19 protein-coding genes and 1 pseudogene are annotated in these 23,259 nt (G+C 59.7%); 16 read left to right on the top strand and 4 right to left on the bottom strand.

The annotated features are described in order from the left end of the window. The first annotated feature begins 45 nt into the window (after positions 1-45). Both F6X24_RS06565 and F6X24_RS06560 read left to right on the top strand, forming a co-directional pair. Entirely contained in the window at positions 46-318 is a 273-nt protein-coding gene (locus tag F6X24_RS06565; protein WP_151087245.1) for a DUF6364 family protein, read from the top strand. Further along, positions 315-737, top strand: coding sequence for a type II toxin-antitoxin system VapC family toxin (locus F6X24_RS06560; RefSeq protein ID WP_151087244.1), 423 nt, complete (start codon positions 315-317; stop codon positions 735-737). Before F6X24_RS06565 ends, F6X24_RS06560 begins: the two co-directional genes overlap by 4 nt. A 7-nt stretch (positions 738-744) precedes the next feature. On the opposite strand, the gene F6X24_RS06555 is transcribed toward F6X24_RS06560, so the two are convergent. Together F6X24_RS06555 and F6X24_RS06550 are read right to left on the bottom strand one after the other, a co-directional pair. Continuing rightward, the gene (locus tag F6X24_RS06555; RefSeq protein ID WP_151087243.1) at positions 745-2,211 is read right to left on the bottom strand and encodes a D-alanyl-D-alanine carboxypeptidase; all 1,467 of its coding nucleotides are present in this window, start codon (positions 2,209-2,211) and stop codon (positions 745-747) included. A 95-nt stretch (positions 2,212-2,306) separates the two neighbouring features. After that, the gene (locus tag F6X24_RS06550; protein ID WP_151087242.1) at positions 2,307-3,851 is read right to left on the bottom strand and encodes a hypothetical protein; all 1,545 of its coding nucleotides are present in this window, start codon (positions 3,849-3,851) and stop codon (positions 2,307-2,309) included. A gap of 167 nt (positions 3,852-4,018) precedes the next feature. On the opposite strand from F6X24_RS06550, the pseudogene F6X24_RS06545 reads away from it, so the two are divergent. The 4 genes and pseudogenes from F6X24_RS06545 to leuB all read left to right on the top strand — a co-directional run bounded on the left by F6X24_RS06545 (position 4,019) and on the right by leuB (position 8,486). Beyond that, positions 4,019-5,184: pseudogene (locus F6X24_RS06545) on the top strand (2-isopropylmalate synthase). Positions 5,185-5,386: 202 nt separating this feature from the next. After that, entirely contained in the window at positions 5,387-6,781 is a 1,395-nt protein-coding gene (gene leuC / locus F6X24_RS06540; protein WP_151087241.1) for a 3-isopropylmalate dehydratase large subunit, read from the top strand. Next, positions 6,781-7,377: a 3-isopropylmalate dehydratase small subunit gene (gene leuD, locus F6X24_RS06535; RefSeq protein ID WP_151087240.1), complete on the top strand. Its 597-nt coding sequence runs from the start codon at positions 6,781-6,783 to the stop codon at positions 7,375-7,377. The genes leuC and leuD overlap by 1 nt, the downstream gene beginning before the upstream one ends. Beyond that, on the top strand, positions 7,371-8,486 hold the full coding sequence (gene leuB / locus F6X24_RS06530) for a 3-isopropylmalate dehydrogenase (protein WP_151089538.1): 1,116 nt from the start codon (positions 7,371-7,373) through the stop codon (positions 8,484-8,486). Before leuD ends, leuB begins: the two co-directional genes overlap by 7 nt. A gap of 293 nt (positions 8,487-8,779) precedes the next feature. Here the strand turns inward: leuB and F6X24_RS06525 are convergent, their stop codons facing one another. Next, entirely contained in the window at positions 8,780-10,603 is a 1,824-nt protein-coding gene (locus F6X24_RS06525) for a right-handed parallel beta-helix repeat-containing protein (RefSeq protein WP_191906482.1), read from the bottom strand. Positions 10,604-10,834: 231 nt separating this feature from the next. Here F6X24_RS06525 and F6X24_RS06520 point away from each other — a divergent pair, with 231 nt between their 5' ends. From F6X24_RS06520 to F6X24_RS06510, 3 genes are all read left to right on the top strand, one after another. Continuing rightward, positions 10,835-12,487, top strand: a complete 1,653-nt coding sequence (locus F6X24_RS06520; protein ID WP_151087238.1) for a CTP synthase — start codon at positions 10,835-10,837, stop codon at positions 12,485-12,487. A gap of 192 nt (positions 12,488-12,679) precedes the next feature. Then, the gene (gene yidC, locus F6X24_RS06515; protein ID WP_151087237.1) at positions 12,680-14,467 is read left to right on the top strand and encodes a membrane protein insertase YidC; all 1,788 of its coding nucleotides are present in this window, start codon (positions 12,680-12,682) and stop codon (positions 14,465-14,467) included. 160 nt (positions 14,468-14,627) lie between these two features. Continuing rightward, positions 14,628-15,119, top strand: coding sequence for a DUF6438 domain-containing protein (locus F6X24_RS06510; protein WP_151087236.1), 492 nt, complete (start codon positions 14,628-14,630; stop codon positions 15,117-15,119). Positions 15,120-15,132: 13 nt separating this feature from the next. Here F6X24_RS06510 and F6X24_RS06505 read toward each other — a convergent pair whose 3' ends face one another. Further along, positions 15,133-16,806 (bottom strand): ABC transporter substrate-binding protein, encoded by a 1,674-nt coding sequence (locus F6X24_RS06505; RefSeq protein WP_229725396.1) that lies wholly within the window; start codon positions 16,804-16,806, stop codon positions 15,133-15,135. An 86-nt stretch (positions 16,807-16,892) separates the two neighbouring features. On the opposite strand from F6X24_RS06505, the gene F6X24_RS06500 reads away from it, so the two are divergent. The 7 genes from F6X24_RS06500 (at position 16,893) to lepB (ending at position 23,142) form a co-directional block, all read left to right on the top strand. Then, a complete protein-coding gene (locus tag F6X24_RS06500; RefSeq protein ID WP_151087234.1) occupies positions 16,893-17,573 on the top strand; it encodes a metal-dependent hydrolase in 681 nt (226 codons plus the stop codon). 252 nt (positions 17,574-17,825) lie between these two features. After that, positions 17,826-18,635 carry a ParA family protein gene (locus F6X24_RS06495; protein ID WP_151087233.1) on the top strand — a complete coding sequence of 270 codons (810 nt, stop codon included), beginning with the start codon at positions 17,826-17,828 and terminating at the stop codon, positions 18,633-18,635. A 57-nt stretch (positions 18,636-18,692) separates the two neighbouring features. Next, positions 18,693-19,271 carry a DUF433 domain-containing protein gene (locus tag F6X24_RS19315; RefSeq protein ID WP_151087232.1) on the top strand — a complete coding sequence of 193 codons (579 nt, stop codon included), beginning with the start codon at positions 18,693-18,695 and terminating at the stop codon, positions 19,269-19,271. Positions 19,272-19,388: 117 nt separating this feature from the next. Next, positions 19,389-20,366, top strand: coding sequence for a ParB/RepB/Spo0J family partition protein (locus F6X24_RS06485; RefSeq protein ID WP_151087231.1), 978 nt, complete (start codon positions 19,389-19,391; stop codon positions 20,364-20,366). A 42-nt stretch (positions 20,367-20,408) separates the two neighbouring features. Beyond that, positions 20,409-21,143 carry a DUF5683 domain-containing protein gene (locus tag F6X24_RS06480; RefSeq protein ID WP_151087230.1) on the top strand — a complete coding sequence of 245 codons (735 nt, stop codon included), beginning with the start codon at positions 20,409-20,411 and terminating at the stop codon, positions 21,141-21,143. A 26-nt stretch (positions 21,144-21,169) separates the two neighbouring features. Next, on the top strand, positions 21,170-21,892 hold the full coding sequence (dapB, locus tag F6X24_RS06475) for a 4-hydroxy-tetrahydrodipicolinate reductase (protein WP_151087229.1): 723 nt from the start codon (positions 21,170-21,172) through the stop codon (positions 21,890-21,892). Positions 21,893-21,987: 95 nt separating this feature from the next. After that, positions 21,988-23,142 (top strand): signal peptidase I, encoded by a 1,155-nt coding sequence (lepB, locus tag F6X24_RS06470; RefSeq protein ID WP_151087228.1) that lies wholly within the window; start codon positions 21,988-21,990, stop codon positions 23,140-23,142. Positions 23,143-23,259: the final 117 nt, after the last annotated feature.

The raw sequence follows: 23,259 nt of genomic DNA, 5'->3' as shown, positions 1-23,259 counted from the left end.
TCCGGCCGGCACCGCACCGGGCTGGGCCGAGGTACGTATCTTAGTTTGTCCAACCAGTCTGCCTACCCCATGTCTCAGGTCGTCATTACCCTCGATGAGTCGCTGCTCAGCGACGCCGAAGCCTATGCCCGGCAGCACGGCCAGCCACTCGACGCGCTGGTGGCCGAGCTGCTGCAAGCCGCGGTGCGGCCACCAGCAACTCCTGGTCAGCCCTTATCGCCCCGCATTCAGCGCTTGTTCGGCTCAGTCTCAGTACCGGCTAATTTCGATTACAAAGATGCGCTGACTGATGCCCTTCGCGAGCGTTACGGTATATGACGCGCTTTTTTCTGGACACTAATGTGGTGCTGGATTTTTTAACGCGCCGCGAACCGTTTGCTGTACAAGCAGCCGATTTATTCCAGCTAGCCGAAGACCGGAAAGTGCGGCTTTATTGTAGTAGCCTGTCATTTAGCCAAATACACTATATCCTACGTAAAATCATCGGCTCAGTTCCTGCTCGTAGTCTGTTGCTAGAATTGGCGGCCCTCGTGACCATTGTCGCCGTTGATTCGCGCAACGTACAGGATGCGCTTCAGTCCGCTTTTATTGATTTTGAAGACGCACTCCAGTATTACGCGGCGAGTGCCGCAGCTGAATCCGGGCCGGAAGCCATCATAACCCGCGACCCCAAAGGCTTTTCTGCCAGCCAGCTACCCGTGCTGTCGCCGGCCGAAGCACTTCGGCGGGTGGCCTAGCGGCAGCTCACAGCCGCGCCCGTACTTCGCCCAGCAGGCGCTGCATAGCGTTGCGCGTGGCCTGGTCGTCGCCCGGAATACTGTTGTTGAAGAACGTAACGGCCACCAGCCGGCCGCTTTTGCAGCGTACGTAGCCGGCCAGGTTGCAGGTGTGGGTGAGCGTGCCGGTTTTGCCCCAAAACCACGTCACCTTCGGCGGGCCAGGCTCAAAATAGCGGCGGCGCAGCGTGCCGGGGCCGCCGCCCGCCGCCAGCAGGCTCAGCAGGCGCGGCTCGGGTAGCTGCTGGTGCAGGCGGCACAGCACCGCCGTAAGCGTGCGCGGCGTAAGCAGGTTGAGCCGCGACAGACCCGAGCCATCGACCCAGTCGGGCCGGTCGGGCAACGTCTTTAATTGATTTTTTAGAATATATCGAATGGTACGCTGCCCGCTCAACGAGTCGCGGTAGCCCACCTGCGTGCTGGTCATAAGCAAAAGCTGCTCGGCCAGGAAGTTGTCGCTCACGCGCAGCATGCGGCGGTAGAGCGAGTCGGCGCGCAGCCCGCGCAGCGTGCGGATGCTGTCGCGGCTCGGGTGCGGGCGCCACGCCGTGCCCACAATGGCCCTGCGCAGCGTGTCGCCCAGCAGGCGCAGCAGCAGGGTGCGGCTGGTGCGGTACGGCACCTCATCCACCCAGCGCTTGCTGCCGGGCACGTAGGTAAAATGGTTTTCGAGTGGCGCCCGAAAAACGTGCATCTCGTCGTCCTGGTCGGGCGAGAGGCGAAAGCCCTCGCCCGCCGGCCCGGTCAGCGGGGCAAAGGCGCGGGGCAGCACCCGCACCCGCTGCGGTAACACCTTCACCGCCGCGCCCGCATGCGCCCGCTGCACCACAGGAGCAGCGGCATAAAAGCGCACCGTGTTGCCAAAAACCGGAAAGGCCGTGCGCTCGGGCTGGAAGTAGTAGTTGAAATCGTCCCAGGCCCAGCTGGGGCCATAAGCCGGCACGCAGGCAATATCGCAGTACGCTAGTATCTTCTCGGGTCGGCTTGCCAGAAAAGCGTAGGCCCGCCGCGAAGGCACGTCGCCGTGCAGAAAAGTAGGGTCGCCGGTGCCCTGAAAAAACAGCGTATCGCCCCGCGAAAAGTAGCGCAGGCTGGGCAGCGAATCGGGCAGCAGCGTAAGGCCGGCGTACAGGGTCAGCAGCTTCATGGTGCTGGCCGGCGTAAAGTATTTGGCCTCGTTGTAGCCAAACAGCGGCGCGCCAGTAGCGGCATCGGCCAAAGAAACCCCCACCTGCTGGCGGCGCAGCGTGGCGCTGCTGTCGAGCAGCTGGCGCAGCCACGGCATGTCGGCTTTGCCGGTGGCCGAATCAACGACTACGGCCGGCGGGACCGCCGGCGGCGGGGTTTGCCCGCAGGCGGTAGTGAGCGAGAGCAAGGCCAGCACCAGCAAAGCGCCGCAGCGCCGAGCCCGGCAAATGGCAACTGAAGAAAGCATACTAGGCACAAACGCAACTTACAACGTTTAGGGTACTGCAAACTTTGTGCGGCGCTTCAGGAACAGCTCGGAGGCAGACTGCAAAGGCCGGGCACTCATTTCAAGGTCAGGAATTTCTGCTGCATCACCTCCTGCACGGTACGGCCCGAAATCTTGCTTTCGAGCCAGGAAATGATGTCGAAATAGAGAAAAGGCCGGCGGTCGAAAGGTTGGGCGGCAATCTCTTCGAGCCTGGCTTTCAGGCGAACAAACTCGTCGCGCAGCTGGCTGGGGGCCGCGCGGCCCACGCGCCGCAGAAACCGGAACACCTCCACCTGCATGGGCTGCTGGTCGTCCATCTTGGCCAAGAAGTGGTACACCGAGCGCACCTGGTATTCCAGCTCGGCATCCTGGCCGGCTTCGAAGTGCGCCACCAGGTTGAGGATGCGGGCAAAGCACTGCAAGTCTTCACGCAGGCTCAGGTCTTTGTGGTCGATAATACGGTTCAGGTACTTGATAGCCTGCCGGTAGTTGCCGCTGCCAAAGTATAGACAAGCTATTTTATAGTAAAAAACCAATGTTCGGTGCAGGTCGAGCTGCGCCTTGTACTGGCCCAGCTGCTCCAGTAGTTCGGGAATAATCTCGACGCCCTCCGTAAAGCGCGCCTCCATAAAGCAGGCATTGAGCCGGTTGGTCCAGATGTACTGGAAGAGCAGAATCTCGGTATTGGGCGTGGCGCGGCGCGTCTGGTTGGCGGCAAAGTCTTCCAGGGTTTGCAGCACCTCCATAAAGCGGCTGTAGTACAGCATATTGAAGAGTGAAGCCAACACATTGTGCAGGCCTTTGATGTAGAGCATGGTCTGGCTCTCTTTCAGATGCGGCGCCTGCTCAAACAAATCGACCCACTTCTGGGCGTAGCGGTAGCAGGAACGAAAGTCCTGGTTGATAGTATGATACCAGACGTGTGCCTGGTAAAAGTACAGCTTCTCCCAAAACCCGCTGGCCCGCCCAAGCTGCGCCGGCAGATGCGCCCGAAAATAGGCCGTAAACCGCTCGTGGTCGGCCTGGTTGCGGGCGTGGCCGGCTTGCAGATACAGCCCGTAGAGCCGTAGCGAAGCATTGGACAGCGCGTGCTGCTGGCTGAGGTGGGCGGCGGTGGCCGTGGCCTCGGCCGCCAGCGACTCGGCCCGGCCCTGCAAGCTGCGCGTGATGTACTGCGACTCGATAAGCTTCTCAAAGTCAATGGCCAGCAAGGCTACGTGGGGCATTTCGGCCTGTTGGGCCGCCAATTTTACCCTGGCCAGCATGCGCAGGCTTTGCTGGTAAAAGCCCTTGTTGTAGAGCACGCGGGCGTAGTCGAGCTGCTCGTGCAGCTGAATATCAATATTCTGGCCCGCGTGGTAGATGCGCAGGCTGCCCAGCAGCTGCTTGTACAGGTTGGCCTTGAGGTTGGCCAGCTGCGCCCGCTTCAGGGCCGGCACCTGGGTCAGCACGCGCTCCTCGTCGGGCTGCTCCTGGGCATCGAAGGCATCGAACAGCTGAAGGAATTTCAGGCCATCCGTGGAGCCCTGCCGATTGGTAAACAGCCGAAAATACCGCTTTTCCGACTGCGTCAGCGATTTTACCAGCTGAAAAACGGGGTCGCTACTCTTAGTAGGCATTGTAAAATAATTTTAGTTAACAAGCTATTTTACAGATTTTTATCTAAAAAAAGAATCGGCTTGGAAATCATAAAAAACAACAAAACTTGTTTTCGCGGCCCGGCAGCAGCCTGGTACTTGCAGTGCAATTACAGTGATAGTCTCGCTTAGGCAGGCTTGCTACCTCTATGGCAACGCACCACATCCAGATTTTTGACACCACGCTGCGCGACGGCGAGCAGGTGCCCGGCTGCAAGCTAAACCAGCAGGAGAAGCTGGTTATTGCCCGGCAGCTGGAGGCGCTGGGCGTCGATGTGATTGAGGCCGGCTTCCCGGTATCGAGCCCCGGCGACTTTGCCGCCGTGGCCGCCATTGCGGCCCAAACCAGGGAAGCTACCGTGTGCGGCCTCACCCGCGCCGTGGAGAACGACATTCGGGTGGCGGCCGAGGCATTGCGCTCGGCGCGCCGGCCGCGCATTCATACCGGCATCGGCACGTCGGAGCTGCACATCAAGCAAAAGCTGCGTACTACGCAGGCCGACGTGCTGGCCCGCGCCGTGGCCGCCGTTAAGCTCGCTAAAAGCTTTGTGGAAGACGTGGAGTTTTACGCCGAAGATGCCGGCCGCACCGACAATGAGTTTCTGGCGCGGGTGTGCGAGGCCGCCATCGCGGCCGGGGCAACGGTACTCAACATCCCGGACACCACCGGCTACTGCCTGCCGCAGGAGTACGGCGCCAAAATAAAGTACCTCTACGAAAACGTAAAAGGTATAGAAAAGGCTATATTATCAACGCACTGCCACAACGACCTCGGCCTGGCCACGGCCAACTCCATCGCGGGGGTTAGCAACGGCGCACGCCAGATTGAGTGCACCATCAACGGCGTGGGCGAGCGCGCCGGCAACACGGCGCTCGAAGAAGTGGTGATGATTCTGCGCCAGCATCCTTACCTCAACCTCACTACCGGCGTGCAAACCAAGCTGCTGGCCGAAACCTCGGCCCTGGTTGCGCACCTCATGAGCATGCCCGTGCAGGCCAACAAGGCCATTGTGGGGCCAATGCCTTTGCGCACAGCAGCGGCATCCACCAGGATGGGGTGATTAAGTGCCGCGAAACCTACGAGATAATTGACCCCAAAGAGGTTGGCGTGGTCGATTCCAGCATTGTGCTCACGGCGCGCTCGGGCCGCGCGGCCCTCGCCTACCGCCTCCAGAAGCTGGGCTACCACCTGGAGCGCCCGGCACTTAATACGGCCTACGCCAGCTTCTTACGGCTTGCCGACCGCCAGCGCGAAGTACACGACCACGACTTGCATAGGCTCCTGGAACAGGAAAAACCAGTAGCTGCCGGCTGATGGGCTAAGGAAGCGGAGCGGCAGGCGCTGCCAGTGGGTGGGAGCAGGGAAGTCAGGGGGTCGGGTTAAAACCCCAATAACGCCGCTCTTTCACAACCTTAACACGACCAAAACTTCCCCCTGCTGCTTCGTTTCCTTAGCCTTTTAGCCGGCGCTGCTAGTGCCTACGCATTCGTTAAGCTAGCCTATTCTTATCTCTGCCATGCCCCGTACGCTAGTCGATAAAATCTGGGATGCCCACGTTGTCCGCTCCATCGAGAGTGGGCTCGACGTGGTGTACATCGACCGCCACCTGATTCACGAAGTCACCAGTCCGCAGGCCTTCGACGAGCTGGCCGCCCGCCAGCTGCCGCTGTTCCGCCCCGGCCGGCTCTTAGCCACCGCCGACCACAACGTGCCGACCCTGAACCAGCACCTGCCCATTGCCGAGCCGCTCTCGCGCTCACAGGTCGATAAGCTGACCGAGAACTGCCGGAAGTACGGCATTGAGCTGTACGGGCTGGGCCACCAGCGCCAGGGCATCGTGCACGTTATCGGCCCCGAGCTGGGCCTGACGCTGCCGGGCACCACCATCGTGTGCGGCGACAGCCATACCTCTACGCACGGCGCCTTTGGCGCGGTGGCCTTCGGTATCGGCACCAGCCAGGTAGCGCAGGTAATGGCCTCGCAGTGCCTGCTGCTGAGCCGCCCCAAGCGCATGCGCATCTCGGTGGAAGGGGAGCTGCGGCCCGGCGTAACGGCCAAGGACCTGATTCTCTACGTTATCGCGCAGCTCGGCACGGGCGGCGCCACCGGCTACTTTGTGGAGTACGCGGGCAGCGCCGTGCGCAGCCTGAGCATGGAAGGGCGCATGACGGTCTGCAACATGAGCATCGAGATGGGCGCGCGCGGTGGCCTCATCGCGCCCGATGCTACTACCCTGGCCTACGTGGAGGGCCGGCCCTTTGCCCCCAAAGGCACGGCCTGGCACGACGCCGTGGCCTACTGGCAGACGCTCTACTCGGACGCCGACGCTACGTTTGAAGCCGAGCACACCTTCGCGGCGGCCGATATCACGCCCATGATTACCTACGGTACCAACCCCGGCATGGGCATTGCGCTCACCGGCCACGTGCCGAGCGAGGTGCCCGCCGCGGAGGCCGAAAGCTTTGCTAAATCACTCAGATACATGGGCTTCGAGCGGGGCGAATCGCTGCTGGGCAAGCAGATTGACTACGTATTCATCGGCAGCTGCACCAACTCGCGCATCGAAGACCTGCGCGCCGTGGCCGCCTACGTGCAGGGCAAGCAGAAGGCCGGCCACGTCGAGGCCATCATCGTGCCCGGCTCCAAGCTGGTGGAGCAGCAGGCCATTGCCGAAGGCATCGACAAGATTTTTGCCGCCGCCGGCTTCGAGCTGCGCGAGCCCGGCTGCAGCGCCTGCCTGGCCATGAACGAAGACAAGATTCCGGCCGGAGCCTACTGCGTGGCCACTTCCAACCGCAATTTCGAGGGGCGGCAGGGCCCCGGCTCGCGCACGCTGCTGGCCTCCCCGCTGGTGGCGGCTATTACGGCCGTGCAGGGCCGCATCGTGGATATTACGCAGTATTTGAACTAATGGAAAAATTTCAAACGCTGCGCACCACGGCCGTTCCGCTGCCGCTGGAAAATATTGATACAGACCAGATTATTCCGGCCCGCTTCCTGAAAGCCACTACCCGCGAAGGCTTCGGCACCAACCTGTTTTGCGACTGGCGCTACCAGGCCGACGGTTCGCCCAGGGCCGGCTTTGTACTGAACAATCCGCGCTACCAGGGCCGGATTCTGGTAGCCGGCAAGAACTTCGGCTGCGGCTCCAGCCGCGAGCACGCCGCCTGGGCGCTGTACGACGCGGGTTTTCGGGTAGTGATTTCGAGCTATTTCGCCGATATTTTTCGGGGCAATGCCCTGAATACCGGCCTGCTGCCCCTACAGGTGAGCGACGAGGTGCTGGCCCGCCTGCTGGCCGGCATCGAGGCCGACCCGCGCTTGGCGCTGGTGGTGGATTTACCCTCCCAAACGCTAGCGGTGCCGGCCTGGGGCGAATCCTTCGGCTTCGCCATCGACGCCTATAAAAAAGAATGCCTGCTTAACGGCTACGACGACATCGACTTTTTAGTGAATCAGAAACCGGCCATTGAGGCCTTTGAAAAACAACGCGCGTGGACATGGTAACTAAGAAAATAGCGTTGCTGCCCGGTGATGGCATCGGGCCGGAAGTTTGTCGGCAGGCCGTGAAAGTGCTCGACGCCGTAGCCGAGCGCTTCGGCCACCGGTTTGAGTTTGCCTCACACCTGGTAGGAGCCTGCGCCATCGACGCCACCGGCAACCCGTTGCCCGACGAAACGCTGGCTGCCTGCCGGGCCGCCGACGCGGTACTGTTCGGCGCCATCGGCGACCCCAGGTACGACAACGACCCTACCGCCCCGGTGCGCCCCGAGCAGGGCCTGCTGCGGATGCGCAAAGAGCTGGGCTTATTTGCCAACATCCGCCCCGTTACGGCCTACCCGGCGCTGCTGAAGCACTCGCCCCTGAAAGCCGACCGCATCGAAGGCACCGACCTGGTTATTTTCCGGGAGCTGACGGGCGGCATCTACTTCGGCGAAAAAGGCCGCACGGCCGATGGCACCGCCTACGACCACTGCACCTACTCGCGCCCCGAGATTGAGCGCATCGCGCACCTGGCGTTTCAGGCCGCCGCCGGCCGGCGCGGCCACCTCACCCTCGTCGACAAAGCCAACGTGCTGGAGACCTCACGCCTGTGGCGCGAAGTGGTGCGCGAGCTGGCCACCGACTACCCGGAAGTGACGGTCGACTACCTCTTCGTGGACAACGCCGCGATGCAGCTGATTACCAACCCCCGGCAGTTTGACGTGGTGCTAACCGAAAATATGTTTGGCGATATTCTATCCGACGAAGCCTCGGTGATTGCCGGGTCGATGGGCCTGCTGCCTTCGGCCTCGGTGGGCGCGGCCGTGGCGGTGTTTGAGCCCATCCACGGCTCTTACCCGCAGGCTAAAGGCCAGGGAATTGCCAATCCGCTGGCGGCTATCCTCTCGGCTGCCATGCTCCTCGACCACCTGGGCCTGACCGACGAAGCGGCCCTGGTGCGCGAAGGGGTAGATGAAGCCATAAGCAACAACATATTAACGCCTGAGCTGAACGGCTCGGCACCCTACACCACCGAGCAGGTGGGCAGCTACGTGGCCTTCTGGGTGGCCGACTCCAACGAGCAGCAGTGGAATGCCCACAACGTTGCCGTGGGCGTGAGCACGATTATTTAAGTCAGTATGACTACCCAAAATAAGCTTACAGGCTGCCGCCCTTACTGCTAGCCATTTCACTAGTTTTTTTCCCAGCCGTCCGGGCCAAGGAAGCTACTTCTTGCTGCAAGAAAAAGCCTTCCGAGCCCTGCGCTCAGCAAGGCTTTTTGATGACGAAACACCAGTGCCCAGCTATGCCGCACCTGCAAGCAATAGTATGCTGAATAAAAATAAATCGGTATATTTAATTTTTTTCTAAACCGAATGAAGCAGGTCGCTCACTACGACCTATCATTACAAAAACCATCTGCGCACTAATAATAAGTAGAATAAAGCTTGGGATGCTTGGTTTTAATAGCCTGTGGGCCTACCTGGAGCTTTCCCCCACCTATAATGCTGACTTCAGCCAAGGGGTCACGGAAGAAGTAGGCCCCATCCTCTATTATCAATTGGCCAGCGATAGATACTTTGGTATGACGTAGCACTTCCAGCGAGCCACCTTTTTTCACAATCAGGCGCGAGGTGGGCCCAATATATAGTTCAGGCACTCTACCCGGAGACTCGTTCAATACCAACGCATTATCGGCCGCCACGGTTACACTAGCGGAGCCATGCGCCCCGCCCTCCAATCTACCCACGTCGAGCCCTCCTACCAATAGGTAGTAGCAGTTGGGGGCCAGGAACTGTAGCGTACCAGGGGCACGCACCACCATGGACTTATCGGCGCTATTGCCGAGCATAAAAGCGGTACGGTGGTTACTGGTGCTCTGGCGACCATTTTTAAATATAGTGTTTCCACTAAGTACTGCCCCCAGTAGCTTGTCGTACGAGCCTTGAGGCGGCTGCGTATAATTGTAGAGAAAGGTGCAGTTGCGTAAATGAAACGCACTAGCCGAATCGGTAGTGGCCGGAATAGCATGCATAAGGTAATTATGCGTTCCTACAAAGCGGCAGTCAGTAAAGCTCATACGCTTGGCATACGAGTCGGAATGCAGCGTAAACGGGCCATAAGCCGCTTGCCCATGATAGGGCCGGTCTTCAAAGGTGCAGCCCACAAAGCGTGTCGCCTCGGCTGCTGTAGCCGCCTGACAGCCATGTACGAATGCGCCGTAGATAAAGCAATTTTTAAACAAAAACCCTGGCTGCGTTACCCAAGTCGACCAGTTAGTGACACCCCATATCAGGCTACCCGCTACCGCAATGTTTTTGGTAGAAGCCGGCTGACTTAAGCTCGGCCGGTCAGACACGATACCCTGGCCGGCATTATCGACAAACTGACAGTTTTCGAGGCTAACATTAGTTACAAAACCGTCCTGCGGCTCCAGGTCGAGGCCAGCGCCGGGGTTAGAAAACAGTGGCTTGCCGGTAGCCGGCATCAGTACCCGGCCGGTATGATTAAAACGGCACTTTACCGCCCGAAACCCGTTGACCCCGGTCAGCGACAAGCCTTGGCGACCATTATAAAGGCATGTAGAATTTTCGAATACAATATTTTCGCGTTGCGGGTCGTTCAGGCTCTTTGCTAAGTGATTGAGCACCTGCACCCCATCGCGGCCCATATGATGTAGCGAAAGGTTGCGAAGAGTTATCTTCCGCGAATCACTGATAAACACCCCATCGGCGGCGAGCTGAATTCCGGTATCGCCCCAGTGCCCTCCTATTAGCAGGTGCGGACTGTTGCCGTTGATAGTCAGGTTGGATACTTGGATATCTTCGCAGCCTTGCAACACAATGCAGGTGCCCAAGCCGGCGGCATATTTCCCATCCGTAAACATAGCTGTGGGGGCTTCGTACGGCTGCCGGGTAGTAGGGTCGAAGGCGCCGTAGCGCAGGCCCGACGCATAGCGGATTTCGGTCGTGGCGCTATCTTCTCCTTCGATAGCCAGGTTGCGGCAGTTCATCAGCCGCAACACATCAGGGGTTTCGCCCTGCGGCGTTTGCTGGCCCACCACATATATCCCTTTCGGAATGGTGAGCATAGCCCGCGCCGTACCACCAGCGGTTGTAGCACGCTTGTTAAAAAAATCGGCGGCCTTCGCAAAAGCAGGCTGGTCATTGGTGCGCCCATCGCCTACAGCCCCAAAGTCCTTTTTAAGGTCTTTACGCAACGCCACGGGCGCAGTCTGGGCCTGTGTCAACTGGCTTAACAACAGCCAGACCAGCAGCATTGGCCCACATTGCCACTGTATTGCGCAAAACCTACCCTTATAATTTCTGCGTTCTTTTTTCATAACTCATCCTCTAACCTGAAAACGACCTAAAGTGGTGCGACCAGCCGTAAAAATAGCCCTTCTATTACCCTGGCAATTGCAACCGCTGGTTACTTGGAGAAGGTAGCGGGCGGCCACACCGTACCTTTGACCCCCGTCATGCCTGAACGCTCCACCCCCTCCCCTACAGCGTCGGCCGCGAAGTATATCTTCGTCACCGGCGGCGTCACCTCCTCGCTCGGAAAAGGAATTATTTCCGCTTCCCTGGCCAAGCTCCTGCAAGCCAGGGGCTTTCGGGTCACTATTCAGAAATTCGACCCCTACATCAACATCGACCCCGGCACGCTCAACCCCTACGAACACGGGGAATGCTACGTAACTGACGACGGCGCCGAAACCGACTTGGACTTAGGCCATTACGAGCGCTTTCTGAACGCACCGACCTCCCAGGCCAACAACGTCACTACCGGCCGCATCTACGACACGGTTATCCGCCGTGAGCGCGAAGGCGCCTTTCTCGGCAAAACCGTACAGGTAGTGCCCCACATCACCGACGAGATAAAGCGCCGGATGCTGCTGCTGGGTCAGAACGGCGAGTTTGACGTGGTGATAACCGAAATCGGCGGCTGCATCGGCGACATTGAGAGCCTGCCTTTCGTGGAAGCCGTGCGCCAGCTGCGCTGGGAGCTGCCGCCGAACGATTCGCTCGTGATTCACCTCACGCTGCTGCCCTACCTGGCCGCAGCCGGTGAGCTCAAGACCAAGCCTACCCAGCACTCGGTCAGAGACTTGCGCGAAGCCGGCTTGCAGCCCGATATTCTGGTGTGCCGCTCCGAGCACCCGATTCCGCCTGAGATGCGCCGCAAGATTGCGCTGTTTTGCAACGTCAAAATCAACGCCGTTATCGAGAGCCTCGACGCCGACACCATCTACTCGGTGCCGCTGCTCATGCTCAAGGAAGAGCTCGACGCCCGCGTTATCGCCAAGCTGCGCCTGACCGGCGGCCACGCGCCCGAGCTGGAAAACTGGAAGGAGTTTTTGGGCCGCCTCAAAAACCCGACCGAGGAAGTAACGATTGCGCTGGTTGGCAAATACGTAGAATTACCAGATGCCTATAAATCAATAATTGAATCCTTTATTCATGCGGGCGCGGCCAACGAGTGCAAGGTGAAGGTGCGCAGTATCCAGAGCGAGCACCTGACGCCCGAAAACGCCGTGCAGCAGCTCGAGGGCGTGGATGGCGTACTGGTGGCGCCTGGCTTTGGCGAGCGCGGCTTTGAGGGCAAGGTGGCTGCCGTGCGCTACGTGCGGGAAAACGGGATTCCGTTCTTCGGCATTTGCCTGGGCATGCAGGTGGCCGTGGTAGAATACGCCCGCCACGTACTGGGCTTGCCGCAAGCCAGCTCGACCGAGATGGACCCACTCACGCCCGACCCGGTTATTGCCCTGATGGCCGAGCAAAAGGACATCACCCAGAAAGGCGGCACCATGCGCCTCGGGGCTTACGCCTGCGAGCTAAAGCGGGGCTCGCGCGCCGCCAAAGCCTACGGTCGTAACCTTATCAGCGAGCGCCACCGCCACCGCTATGAGTTTAATAATGAGTACCTGAGTCGCTTTGAGGCGGCCGGCCTCACTGCCTCCGGCACCAACCCCGAAACCGGCCTGGTTGAAGTAGTTGAGCTGCCGGCCTCGGTACATCCGTGGTTCGTAGCCGGGCAGTTTCACCCCGAGCTGAAAAGCACCGTGGAAACCCCGCACCCGCTGTTTGTGCGGTTTGTGAAGGCGGCTATTCAGCACAAGAAAGGGCAATAGCTTAAAGCATCAGGCAAATAAGAACGTCATGCTGAGCTTGGCGAAGCATCTCTGCCGCTTCAGTGGGTTGATACCTCTTGGGGCGTGGCAGAGATGCTTCGACAGGCTCAGCATGACGTTCTTATTAATGGCATAAGCAGTAAGCGCCCCTGCCCCGCCGTACCTTTGCCCTTCGAATTTTTTTAATTGTAAATGGACCGCAATCAAGCGACTGGCCTGTTCCTCATCTCGGCCTTGCTCCTGGTGTATCTGTTTTTCTTCTCGCCGAAGGCGGAGGACAAAGCTAAAACCCAGGTTACCACTACCACTACGGCCGCCCCGTCTACGACGCCGGCCGTGGCGCCCGTGCTCGTGGCGCCGCTCGACTCGGCGGCCGGCCCGGTGCGCAGCATCGAGCTGAAAAACCCGGAGCTGACGCTCACCTTCTCGACCCAGGGCGGCCGGGTGGCGGCCGTGCGCCTGAACAACTACAAGACGTTCTTCGGCAAGCCGCTCGACCTTTTCGACGCCCAGAGCGCCCGCTACAACACCCGGCTGCGCACCCTCGACGGCCACGCGGTGGAGTTTGCCGGGCTCAACTTCGCGGCCAGCGCCCCGCAGCCTACCGCCGACGGCGGCCAGCAGCTGGCCTTTACCGCACCGGTGGGCGGCGGCACCGTGACGCAGACTTACACGCTGCCCAAGTCGGGCTACGAGGTGAAGTACAACCTGAAGCTCAGCGGCGTGGCCGTGGCGCAGGAGCCGCTCACGTTCAGCTTCGTGGATAACGTGCGCCAGACCGAGCAGGACCTCAAGCAGAACCGCAACCACTCGACCATCAACCACTACCTGGCCAGCAACGACCCCGGCAGTCTGGCCGAGGCCAGCGAAAAGCCGGAGGAGATGAAAATTGCTACGCCCATCAAATGGGCGGCCGATAAGCACGACTTCTTTGTGGCCGGCTTTATCGCCGACTCGCAGCCCTTCACCAGCGGGCAATTCAACTCGACGGTAAACCTGGCCGACTCCACGTTTATCAAAACGCTGAGCACCACGCTTACCCTGCCGGTAGCCGACGTGACGAGCGCGGCTGGCGGCCAGTACCGCTTCTTTTTCGGCCCTAATCAGTTCAACCTGCTGAAGGCAGTAGCCCCGAACTTTGACCGCAACGTGTACCTGGGCTGGGGCATCTTCCGCTACGTCAACCGCTACGTAGTGATTCCGGTATTCAACTTTTTGCAGCAGTATATCAGCTCGTACGGCATTATTATCCTCCTGCTGGTAATTATTATCAAGCTCGTAACGTGGCCGTTGACCTACAAAACCTACGAAAGCCAGGCCCGCATGAAAGTGCTCAAGCCCGAGCTGGACGAGATTAAGGCCAAGCACCCCGACGACCAGGTGAAAACCCAGCAGGAGACGATGAAGCTCTACAACCAGTTTGGGGTGTCGCCGCTCAGCGGCTGCGTGCCCACGCTGCTTACGCTGCCGATTCTGTTTGCCATGTTCCAGTTCTTCCCCAATGCGATTGAGCTGCGCCAGCAGCCCTTCCTGTGGGCCCACGACCTGAGCACCTACGACAACCTTATCAAGCTGCCGTTTACGCTGCCTTACCTGGGCAATCATATCAGCATTTTCACGGTGCTGATGACGATTTCAACGCTCTTTATGACCTACCAGAGCAACCAGATGAACACGGCGGCCATGCAGGGCCCGATGAAGTTTTACAGCTATCTCATGCCGCTGGTTTTCTTCTTTGTGCTCAACAGCTTCGCCGCCGGCCTGACGTGGTATTACCTGGTTTCCAACCTTGTCACGCTGGGCCAGCAGGCCCTGACCCGCTCCTTCGTCAACGACGATAAGATTCGCGCCCAGCTCGAAGCCAACAAGGTGAAAAACAAGGATAAAAAGCCCGGCGGCTTCCAGGCCCGCCTGGCCGAAGCCATGAAAACTGCCCAGGAGCGCGAGGCGCAGGCAAAAAAGACGCCCGGCAAAGCATAGAGGTTTTCCACTATTTAAAAAGACGTATTGTAGTGCTCAGCATTACGATACGTCTTTTTTTATGAGCTCACCTTCGCAAGGTTGGCTTGGTTTTCGTTTTGTTGCCGGCGCTGCACTTTTGCAGTATTGCTCATTTTCTTGTTCATCTTATTTTATTCTGATGCGCTTTTTGCTTTGGTTACTCGCGATTTCGCTGGCCCTGCCAGCTTGTGCTCAGAAGAAGCTGCCGCGCAAGTCCAAATCCACGGCTACGGCGGCCCCGGCCCGGCAGGCCGAGCCAGTGCTCATTTTGCAGCGCACCCCCTGCTACGGCACCTGCCCGGTTTATACGGCTACCATCTTTGCCGATGGCCGGGTCGAGTACGATGGCCAGCGCTTTGTAAAGCTGCTGGGCAAGCACACGCTGAGCCTGCCCGTGGCGACCATCAACGAGATGCTGGCCGAGGCCAGGCGGGTTGAGTTCACGAAGTTTCAGGAACGCTACGTAGGCAACACCAACGACCTGCCGGCCAGCATTATCACGGTGCATCCGGTGGGCCAGCCCCTGCACGCAGTATATGCCGAAGAAGGTATTCCGGCCAGCTTGCAGGGCTATATAAACTACGTCCAGGCCCGCGTCGACCCGCTGACCAACAGCGGCTTGGAGAAGTAAGCACCACCCGGCGCTACAATTTTCGCACCTGCTCCAGCAGCAGCTGGTTCATGGGATTGGGCGTGAGGCCGCGCACATTGCGCTGCGTGAGGCGGATTACCTCATCGTAATACAGCGAAACTACCGGTGCGTCGCGCACTACCAGGCGGTCCATCTGTTGGTAGAGCGCGGTGCGCCGGGCCGCCTCCTGCTCCCGAATGGCGCGGGCATAAAGCTGGTCGTACTCCGCCGACTTATAATGCGTTTTATCGGGGCCGGCGGGGCTGAAGTTGGGCGAGTAGAACAAGGCCAGGTAATTCTCCGCGTCGGGGTAGTCGCCCAGCCAGCTTTTGCTGAAAAAGGCCGTACGGCCATTGTCCACCAGCTCCTGCTGGGCGGCCGACTGGTTGATGTCAATCTGCACCTGAATGCCCACGTCGGCCCAGTTTTTCTGGAGATATTCGGCTACGGCCTTGCGCTCGGCCACCGTGCTCAGGCGCAGCTGCAAGGGCCGGGCCGGGCCGTAGCCGGCCGCCGCCAGCAGCTCGCGGGCCTTTTGGGGCTTAAATGTGTAGCCCGGCACCTGCACCGGCGAAAACGAAGGCAGCGCGGCCGGCACAAAGCCCGACTCGCCGGGCCGCCCTACGTGGTTGAGCACATAGGCCAGCAGTTCGGGCCGGTTGATAGCGTAGCTCAGCGCCTGGCGCACGCGCACGTCGCGCAGGGCGCGGCCCTGCTGCGCCTGCTCGCCGGTAAGCCTGGCCGAGTCGAGCTGAAAGCCCAGGTACTCGGTATTCAGATAAGGCGCTTTTTGCAGGTTGAAACGCCCCTTAAAATCGGCCCGCACCGAGCCATCGGCATTGAGAATCAAGTCGCGCGAGCCTTCGCGGATGCCGCTTAGAAAATCAAGCTTGCCTTGCAAAAAGGTCAGAAACTCGGTCTTGCGGTCCGCGATAAAGCTGATGGCCACGGCATCCAGGTAGGGCAATGTTTGGCCCCTAGCGTCGCGTCGCCAGTACATAGGGTTGCGGTGCAACAGCAGCACATTGCCCTCGTCCCACACCTTAAATTGGAACGGCCCGGTGCCCACCGGGTGCTCGCGAAAGTCCTTGCCGTAGCGCGTCACCGCTTCGTGCGGCACCACATAGGCATAGGGCATTGTTAATATACTCAGAAACGGAATAAACGGCGCCCGCAGGTGAATACGCAGCGTCGAGTCGTTGGCGGCCACGAAGCAGGTGTCGCTGGGCTCGCCGCCGGCTTTTTCGAGCACCTTACCCCGAAAAATCCAGCCGCCCGGCGAAGCAGTTGCGGCATCAAATAACCGCCGGAAAGAATAGACAAAATCGCGGGCTGTTACCTCCCGGCCGCGCCCGCCGGCAAACGCCTCACTATCGTGAAAGCGCACCCCGCGCCGTAGCGTAAAGGTGTAGGTTTTACCATCGGGCGAAATGCTGTAGCGCCGCGCCAGCGCCGGAGCGGGCTGCAAGGTCGAGTCGAGGGCGAGCAGGCCGTTGTAGAGCTGCGCCACGGCCCAGCTATTGGCCTGGTTGCGGGCAAATGCCGGGTCGAGCGAGCTGAGCGCTTCGGGCTGATTGTAGCGAAATACGCGGCGCTCGTCGGCGGCCGAAAGCCCGGCGCCAGAGCACGCAGCCAGCAGCAAGGCACTGGCCCCGAGGATAAAGCCGGTCAGCCAGCGAAAACGCAATTCGTGTAGAAACATCTGTTCGGGGTGTCGGTTGCAAAGGTAGGGGCCATGATGGCCCGGCTTTTTCGTCCATTTTTCTTCTTTCCATGCAGCTTACCTATTTCGGCCACGCCTCCTTCCTGCTCACCGTCGGCAACGTGCGCGTGCTGTTCGACCCTTTTATCAGCCCCAACCCGCTGGCCAAAGACATTAATGTTGGCGCCATCGAGGCCGACTACATCCTGGTTTCGCACGGCCACGGCGACCACATTGCCGACGTGGAGGCCATCGGCAAGCGCACCGGCGCCAAGGTGCTGGCTATTGCCGAGATAGCCGGCTACTTCGGGGCCAAGGGCCTCGACGTGATTGGCACCAACCTGGGTGGCAAAGTAGTGCTGCCCTTCGGCACAGTGCATTGCGTGGCCGCTGCCCACAGCAGCTCGTTCCCCGATGGCTCGTACGCCGGTGTGGCAATGGGTTTCGTTATCAAAACCATTGACAACCAGACGCTTTATTTCGCTGGCGATACAGCCCTGACCTACGACCTCAAGCTCATCAAAGACCGGCACAAGGTAGATGTGGCCCTGCTGCCCATTGGCGATAACTACACCATGGGCATCACCGATGCGCTGGTAGCCGCCGACTGGGTGGGCACTACCGAGATTATCGGCATGCACTACGATACCTTCCCCGTTATCGCCATCAACCACGAGGCGGCGCTGGCCGAGGCTAAAGCCGCTGGCAAAAACCTGCGCCTGCTGCGCATCGGCGAGAGCATTACGCTGTAAAAACCGTTGACCCTGGCGAGCGCTACCCGGCAATCGTCCCCAGAATGGCACCCAAATGAGTCGTTCTGGGGCAATTGCGCGGCGGCGCTCGCCAGCACATCCGGCAGGGCCGTTACTCCTATTGGATTCGCCAGGCATGCCCTGCTTGGCAAATCCATTTTTTTTAGCCTTATTTTGTAGAGTGAAGCGCGCTGGTTTTGGCAGGCTTACTTTCTGTCGCCGCGTGTTTTCTTAGTTATATCATTTGTTGTTATGGGCAAAATTATCGCGGTAGCCAACCAGAAAGGTGGCGTCGGCAAAACCACTTCGGCCATCAACCTGGCTGCCTCGCTGGCGGCGCTCGACTACCGGACCCTGCTCGTTGATGCCGACCCGCAGGCCAACGCTACTTCGGGCGTGGGCTTCGACCCCAAAGATATAGATAATAGTGTATATGAGTGCATGGTAGATGGCATTGCGCCGCAGGATATTATCCTGCCCACCAACATCCTGCCTCACCTCGACCTCATGCCCTCGCACATCGACCTCGTAGGGGCCGAAGTAGAGATGATAAACCTGCCCAACCGCGAAGAGAAAATGAAGGAGGCTCTGCGCCCCCTGGCCGACCAGTACGACTTCATTATCATCGACTGCTCGCCCTCGCTGGGCCTTATTACGGTGAACGCGCTCACGGCCGCGCACTCGGTTATCATTCCGGTACAGTGCGAGTACTTTGCCCTCGAAGGCCTGGGTAAGCTCCTGAATACTATTAAGATAATTCAGAGCCGCCTCAATACCAACCTCGAAATCGAAGGCATCCTGCTTACGATGTACGATGTGCGCCTGCGCCTCAGCAACCAGGTGGTAGAGGAAGTCCAGATGCACTTTCAGCAGCTCGTGTTCGACACCATCATCCCGCGCAACGTCAAGCTGAGCGAGTCGCCGAGCTTCGGCATTCCGGTCATTCTGCACGACGCCGAGAGCAAAGGCGCCGTAAGCTACCTCAACCTGGCCCGCGAAATCGTGGAGAAGAACAGCGTGGAGGCCCGCCCCGAGGCCGCGGCCGAGGATGAGTTGGCGTAAGCTGTAGTGCGGACTTTTAGTCCGCCGCCTCATTGAGAAAAGCCTACTCAACGGCTTATGCTATCCTCCGCTGCGCATCCACTTATTGGTATTGACCCCGAAATTCGGTTTGGGCGCGCTTGCCTTGTGGGTACTCGCATCAGCGTAAATGACGTGCTGGGCTGGCTGGGCAGCGGCATGAGCGTAGACGATATTATAGCCGATTTTCCCGAGTTGACCGCCACGCAAATCGAAGCTGCTTGCGCCTACGCAGCTGACTGTGGAACCCCGTACACGGAGATTTTTGGTCGAGAAGCCGATTTTCGGGTTACTTACCGCTTATTTACTACCGAAGAAGGAGGCCGCAACACGCCAGCTTATCAGGGCATTCGTTGGGACATCCGTTATGCTGAGGAAGACCGCTCTCATACTTGGATGGTGTATCCAGAATTCATTGACCCCGATGGGTTTCCTATTCCAAACGGACCGTTTGCGCCGATGGGCCGCGCCAATATGTTCGTATTGAACCCCGACTTACGGAGCGTTCACCGCCAGCTTATTTGTCTAGGCACTCGCGGCTACTTCATGGAGGGCAGCAGACGCATGGGCGTTTGGGAAGTAGCCGAAGTGCTCGGGCTGCGCCAGGAGCTACAGTAACTATGTCTGGCAAACTAGTCTGTCGTTCTACTTCGCATAGGGCTTGCCCTTCGCCCCTTACTCCGTAATTTTGAAGTTCCGCAGGCGCCGACCTCTCGGCCCCGGAACCTTGCCAAGATGTCTGTAGAGAAGAACGAAGAGAAAATCCAGGCTGCCCTGAGCGCTAACCCTGGCGTGGCCGGCGCGGCCAAGCGCAAAATTGGCGGTCTGGGCCGGGGCCTCAACGCGCTGATTGAGGGCAGCTACGAGCACAAAGGCGACCGCGAGCAGCGCCTGGTGCCCCACCCCGTCAACTCGGTGGGCCAGATTCCGGTGGGCCAGATTGAGGCCAACCCCTACCAGCCGCGCTCGCACTTCGACCAGGAGGCGCTGGCCGAGCTGGCCGACAGCATCAAGATTCAGGGCATCATTCAGCCCGTGACGGTGCGCCAGCTGGGCACCAACTCCTTCCAGCTCATTTCGGGCGAGCGCCGCCTGCAAGCCAGCAAGCTGGCCGGCCTGGAGACGATTCCGGCCTACATCCGCAAGGCCGACGACCAGCAGATGCTGGAAATGGCGCTGATTGAAAACATTCAGCGCGAAAACCTGAACGCGATTGAAATCGCGCTTAGCTACCAGCGCCTGCTCAGCGAATGCCAGCTGCGCCAGGAAGACCTGGGCGAGCGGGTGGGCAAAAACCGCTCGACCGTGACCAACTACCTGCGCCTGCTGAAGCTGCCGCCCAGCATCCAGATTGGCCTGCGCGACTCGGTTATCGGCATGGGCCACGCCCGCGCCCTCATCAACATCGAAGACCCCCAGCAGCAGGTAGACTTATTCCGGCGCATTGTGGCCGAAGACCTGTCAGTGCGGCGCGTGGAAGAGATTGTGCGCAACGGCTTTGGCCGGCCCGTGGGCAGCCCGGCCGCCGCCCGCACGCAGCCCACGCCGGTAGTGCCCGTGGCTGAGCTGCGCCGCACCGAGCGCCAGCTTACCGACCACTTCGGCTCGAAGGTGCAGCTGCGGCCGGGGGCCCAGGGGCGCGGCGAAATCAAGATTTCCTTCGACTCGGTGGAGGATATGCAACGTATTCTGCATATTCTGCAACCTGCGTAGGGGCTGCACTTCTGCTCGCCGGCTGGCGTTAACGGCTTGCTTATGAAAAACTATTTACTTTCCGCCCTGGGAGGCGGTCGGGGCGCGGGGTGGGCGCTGGGGCTGCTGCTTTTGCTGGCCGGCGTACACCCGGCGCGGGCGCAGTTCCCAACCGCTACCAATCCGCAGGGCATTAACCCCGCCGCGCCGGTAGTGGTGCGCCCCGACACGGCTACCGTGCGCAAGGTCAGTAAAAAAGAAAAGCGGGCGCAGGCCGCGGCCGACTCGGCCAAACGCACCGAGCGGCTGTTTGGGCTGCACGTAACGCGGCCCCAGAAGGCCGGCCTGCTGGCGCTGGTGCCCGGCGCGGGACAGATTTACAACCACAAGTACTGGAAGCTGCCCATTGTGTATGGCATGGTGGGCGGGCTGGGCTACTGGGTGTCGTACCAGGCCCGCTATTATGGGTACTATAAGTATGCGTATTATCACACTGCTACGGAAATACAGAATGCCAGTACGCAGATACCCGATGTTACGCTCCGCGGCCAACTGGCCGCCGCTCCTTCTACTACTATTTACAACAGCCTGGTTTTTTCGCGGCGCTACCTCGACTTGTCTATCCTATTGAGCGCGCTGGGCTACTCGCTGCAAATTCTGGATGCGGTGGTTGATGCGCACCTCTACGATTTTGATGTGAGCGACAACCTCTCGCTGAACATGCAACCGGCCTTGCTGCCGATACCCGGCCAGCTCGTGCCCGCCACCGGCCTGGCCCTGACGCTCCGCGTGAAATAAGCCGGCTACCTGCCAGTACTTTTTCTATGAAAATTCTTCTTATCGGCTACGGCAAAATGGGCCAGACGATAGCCGCGCTGGCCGCCGGCCGGGGCCACGAAATAGCGGGCATTGTCGACCACCAGTCGTCGACGCAGCACATCGAAGATTTCACGCCGGCTCAGGTCGACGTGGCCATCGAGTTTACAAACCCCGAGGCGGCCTTTGCCAACGTGGCGGCCTGCCTGCGCCAGGGCCTGCCGGTGGTGTGCGGCTCTACGGGCTGGCTGCATCACTTTGACGAGGCCAGGCAGCTGACGGCCCAAACCAACGGCGCCCTGTTTTACGCCTCCAACTACAGCGTAGGCGTGAACCTGTTTTTTCACTTCAACGAGTATATCGCGGCCAAGATGAACCAGTTTGCGGCCGGCTACGACGTACAGGTAACTGAGATTCACCACGTTCATAAGGTTGACCAGCCCAGCGGCACCGCCCTCACGGCCGCCGAAGGCATTCTGGCCAACTTCCCGGCCAAAACTACCTGGCGCAATGCCCCGGCCCAAGCGCCCCACGAGCTGGCGGTGCTCAGCGAGCGGCAGTGCGAGGTAGTCGGCACCCACGAAGTTCGCTATATATCAACTGCCGATACGATTGAGCTGCGCCACGAGGCTCACTCGCGCGAGGGCTTTGCGCTGGGCGCGCTGCTGGCGGCCGAGTGGCTGCCCGGCCGCCACGGGGTGTTTGGCATGAAGGAATTGCTGGGCTTGTAAGTCTGAAAAACGCTGGCATTGCGAGCGCAGCACCAGAAGTCGTTGTTTCTTTGCCGAATATTTATTTGGAGCGCCAGCGCTCCCGCTCCCATTTCATGCTTTTTCGCAAAACTGACCCTACCGCTCCTCCCAAGCCTCCCAAGAGCAAAAGCCGCGAGTGGGTCGATTCGCTGCTGTTTGCGGTTATCGCGGCCACGCTTATTCGCTGGGCCACGTTTGAGGCCTACGTTATTCCGTCGCCGAGTATGGAGCACTCGCTGCTGGTGGGCGACTACCTGTTTGTGAGCAAGCTGCACTACGGCCCCATTACGCCCCAAACGCCGCTGCAAGTGCCGCTTACGCACCAGACGGTGCCCGTATTTGGCTTCAAAAGCTACTCTGACCTCATTCAGCTGCCCACCTATCGCTTTCCCGGCTTCAGCTCCATCAAGCGCAACGACGTGGTGGTGTTTCACGTGCCGCACGAGCAGCAGTATCCGGCCGACCTGCGCACCAACTACATCAAGCGCTGCATCGCCATCGCGGGCGATACCATCGAGATTCGCAACGGCCAGGTGTTTCTCAATGGCAAGCCCGGCGCCATTGGCGGCCAGCCGCAGACCGATTACTTTATGGAGGTTGAAACGCCTAACGATGAGGTGCGCCAGGCCCTGCACGACCAGGGCGTGGTAGACTATACCAAGCCCGACGGCATTCCAGTGGCCGGCACCCTGGAAGAAACCGGCAAGCTGGGCTATATCATCAGCTGCCAGGCCAGCGTGGCCGAGTATTTCCGCAAGCAGTCCTACGTAAAGTCGCTCACTGTTTACAGCCCGCTGCGCCAGCCTTTGTTCCCCGATGTGGCCGATTATCCGGTGTCGGGGGCCATGAGCGCCGTGCAGCGCAAGTGGCAGCTCGATAACTTCGGTCCGCTGCCGGTGCCGAAAAAAGGCCAGACCATTGCTCTGACGCCGGCCAACGCCGCTATTTACTACAAAATCGTGAGCCAGTATGAGCATAATCAGGGCATCAGCTGGCAGGATGGCATGATTCAGCAAAACGGCCGGCCGCTCACCAGCTATACCATTAAGCAGAACTACTACTGGATGATGGGCGACAACCGCCACAACTCCGAAGACTCGCGCTTCTGGGGCTTTGTGCCCGAAGACCACGTGGTGGGCAAGGCCGTGCTTATCTGGCTCTCGCTCGACCCCTTCGGCGACCTGGCCCACAAAGTGCGCTGGAACCGCCTGTTTCATACCATAGACTAAACATAGTATAATTACTATGCATTACACACGGGAGCGAAAAGCACTCACGCGTAATGCCAGTCAGCAGGAGCCCCCGGCGGAATCATTCGGCCGGGGGCTCTTGTTCATATGCGTGAA

The organism is Hymenobacter baengnokdamensis (genome assembly GCF_008728635.1).
GTDB classification, from domain to species: domain Bacteria; phylum Bacteroidota; class Bacteroidia; order Cytophagales; family Hymenobacteraceae; genus Hymenobacter; species Hymenobacter baengnokdamensis.
Note: the sequence above shows the minus strand (reverse complement) of the source record. Positions and strands in the feature narration are given on the sequence as shown.

Bases quoted from the DNA above. Each gene is read 5' to 3' on its own strand.
- F6X24_RS06560 (WP_151087244.1), top strand. From the start codon at position 315: ATGACGCGCTTTTTTCTGGACACTAATGTGGTGCTGGATTTTTTAACG.
- F6X24_RS06555 (WP_151087243.1), bottom strand. From the start codon at position 2,211: ATGCTTTCTTCAGTTGCCATTTGCCGGGCTCGGCGCTGCGGCGCTTTG.
- F6X24_RS06550 (WP_151087242.1), bottom strand. From the start codon at position 3,851: ATGCCTACTAAGAGTAGCGACCCCGTTTTTCAGCTGGTAAAATCGCTG.
- leuC (WP_151087241.1), top strand. From the start codon at position 5,387: ATGCCCCGTACGCTAGTCGATAAAATCTGGGATGCCCACGTTGTCCGC.
- leuD (WP_151087240.1), top strand. From the start codon at position 6,781: ATGGAAAAATTTCAAACGCTGCGCACCACGGCCGTTCCGCTGCCGCTG.
- leuB (WP_151089538.1), top strand. From the start codon at position 7,371: ATGGTAACTAAGAAAATAGCGTTGCTGCCCGGTGATGGCATCGGGCCG.
- F6X24_RS06520 (WP_151087238.1), top strand. From the start codon at position 10,835: ATGCCTGAACGCTCCACCCCCTCCCCTACAGCGTCGGCCGCGAAGTAT.
- yidC (WP_151087237.1), top strand. From the start codon at position 12,680: ATGGACCGCAATCAAGCGACTGGCCTGTTCCTCATCTCGGCCTTGCTC.
- F6X24_RS06510 (WP_151087236.1), top strand. From the start codon at position 14,628: ATGCGCTTTTTGCTTTGGTTACTCGCGATTTCGCTGGCCCTGCCAGCT.
- F6X24_RS06500 (WP_151087234.1), top strand. From the start codon at position 16,893: ATGCAGCTTACCTATTTCGGCCACGCCTCCTTCCTGCTCACCGTCGGC.
- F6X24_RS06495 (WP_151087233.1), top strand. From the start codon at position 17,826: ATGGGCAAAATTATCGCGGTAGCCAACCAGAAAGGTGGCGTCGGCAAA.
- F6X24_RS19315 (WP_151087232.1), top strand. From the start codon at position 18,693: ATGCTATCCTCCGCTGCGCATCCACTTATTGGTATTGACCCCGAAATT.
- F6X24_RS06485 (WP_151087231.1), top strand. From the start codon at position 19,389: ATGTCTGTAGAGAAGAACGAAGAGAAAATCCAGGCTGCCCTGAGCGCT.
- F6X24_RS06480 (WP_151087230.1), top strand. From the start codon at position 20,409: ATGAAAAACTATTTACTTTCCGCCCTGGGAGGCGGTCGGGGCGCGGGG.
- dapB (WP_151087229.1), top strand. From the start codon at position 21,170: ATGAAAATTCTTCTTATCGGCTACGGCAAAATGGGCCAGACGATAGCC.
- lepB (WP_151087228.1), top strand. From the start codon at position 21,988: ATGCTTTTTCGCAAAACTGACCCTACCGCTCCTCCCAAGCCTCCCAAG.